Origin of the sequence: Mesorhizobium sp. M0077, assembly GCF_040322955.1 — a bacterium.
Classification (GTDB): domain Bacteria; phylum Pseudomonadota; class Alphaproteobacteria; order Rhizobiales; family Rhizobiaceae; genus Mesorhizobium.
Genome location: NZ_JAMYUL010000036.1, coordinates 1 through 1,413 on the forward strand (window position 1 = coordinate 1; position 1,413 = coordinate 1,413).

Below are 1,413 nucleotides of genomic sequence, written 5' to 3' on the forward strand. Positions count from 1 at the left end.
GGGTCTTTGGGGCCCTTTGGCCGGGGGTGATAACCGGCCACCGCTCCCCGCCTGCGCTACTGGTTTGCTTTTGCGTTTTTTCACCTAAATCATGGGGGGTGCGCTTTTGGCAATGCGGGCCCATGCCGAAACTTTGGCAACGGCGTTGCCGCCGCCATGGGCCTATATCGCCACCGCGCAAGCCTATGACGGCGAAATGCGCGAGCGCATCGCGCAGCACCGCTCGCGCCGCGGCGAGGGATGGGCGACCATCGACGCCCCGCTTGATCTTGCCGGTGCGCTCGAGGCATTGCCGGACAGCCAGCCGGTGCTTGTCGACTGCCTGACGCTTTGGCTAACCAATCATATGCTGGCCGATCATGATCTGGAGGGGGAGTGCCGGCGGCTGGCCGATGTGCTTTCGCGGCCGCGCGGACCGTGGTTCGTGGTCTCCAACGAAGTCGGACAAGGCATCGTGCCCGAAAATGCGCTGGCACGCCGGTTCCGCGATGCCGCCGGCCGGCTCAACCAGCAGATCGCGGTGGTAGCTGATATGGTGCTTCTGATAGTGGCGGGGCTGCCGCTCAAGGTGAAATAATGACTGACATCGACGCAAAAGACGAAGAGCGCCATCGCGCCAAGATGGCCAAGCGCAAGGCGGTGCAGGACGCCGAGGTCGCGGAAAAGACGGTCGAGAAGGGGCTGCTGATCGTCAACACCGGACCCGGCAAGGGCAAGACCACGGCTGCCTTCGGGCTGGCGCTGCGCATGCTCGGCTATGGCAAGCGCGTCGGCATCGTCCAGTTCATCAAGGGCAAATGGCACACCGGCGAGAAGGATGCCTTCGCGGCGTTTGGCGGCCGCGTCGTCTGGCACATGATGGGCGAGGGTTTCACTTGGGAGACGCAGGATCTGAAGCGCGACATTGCGGCGGCCGAAGCCGCCTGGGCCAAGGCGCTGGAGCTGATCGCCGATCCCTCGATCAGCCTCGTCGTGCTGGACGAACTGAACATCGCGCTGCGTTACGACTATCTTGATCTCGACAGAGTGGTGGCGGCGCTGAAAGCGCGGCGCGAAGGTCTGCATGTCGTCGTCACCGGCCGCAACGCCAAGCCGGCGCTGGTCGAGGCGGCGGATCTGGTGACGGAGATGGGCGTGACGAAGCATCATTTTTCGGCCGGCGTGAAGGCACAGCAGGGGATTGAGTTTTAGGGCGCTTACCTCCCCCTTGTGCGATTTCTTAGCCTCCCTCTTGTGGGGAGGGTCGATCCGCAAAGCGGATTGGGGTGGGGGTTCTCGTAGGGCGCAGTCCCCCACCCCGGCGCTTCGCGCCCCCCTCTGTCCTGCCGGACATCTCCCCCACTTGGGCATAAGCGCTAAGATAGCTTTGGCATGGACTGAAACTTGCGCTTTCGTGGTGGTTCGCGCCAGCGA

The 1,413-nt window shown here is 63.8% G+C and carries 2 protein-coding genes; both read left to right on the forward strand.

The window, feature by feature from the left end:
• Positions 1–91: 91 nt before the first annotated feature.
• Positions 92–577 carry a bifunctional adenosylcobinamide kinase/adenosylcobinamide-phosphate guanylyltransferase gene (cobU, locus tag NKJ57_RS30785; RefSeq protein ID WP_352573817.1) on the forward strand — a complete coding sequence of 162 codons (486 nt, stop codon included), beginning with the start codon at positions 92–94 and terminating at the stop codon, positions 575–577.
• Positions 577–1,191 (forward strand): cob(I)yrinic acid a,c-diamide adenosyltransferase, encoded by a 615-nt coding sequence (gene cobO / locus NKJ57_RS30790; RefSeq protein WP_352513788.1) that lies wholly within the window; start codon positions 577–579, stop codon positions 1,189–1,191. The genes cobU and cobO overlap by 1 nt, the downstream gene beginning before the upstream one ends.
• Positions 1,192–1,413: the final 222 nt, after the last annotated feature.

What these genes read in the sequence shown, in the direction of transcription:
- cobU (WP_352573817.1), top strand. Translation starts at nt 92, where the DNA reads ATGGGGGGTGCGCTTTTGGCAATGCGGGCCCATGCCGAAACTTTGGCA.
- cobO (WP_352513788.1), top strand. Translation starts at nt 577, where the DNA reads ATGACTGACATCGACGCAAAAGACGAAGAGCGCCATCGCGCCAAGATG.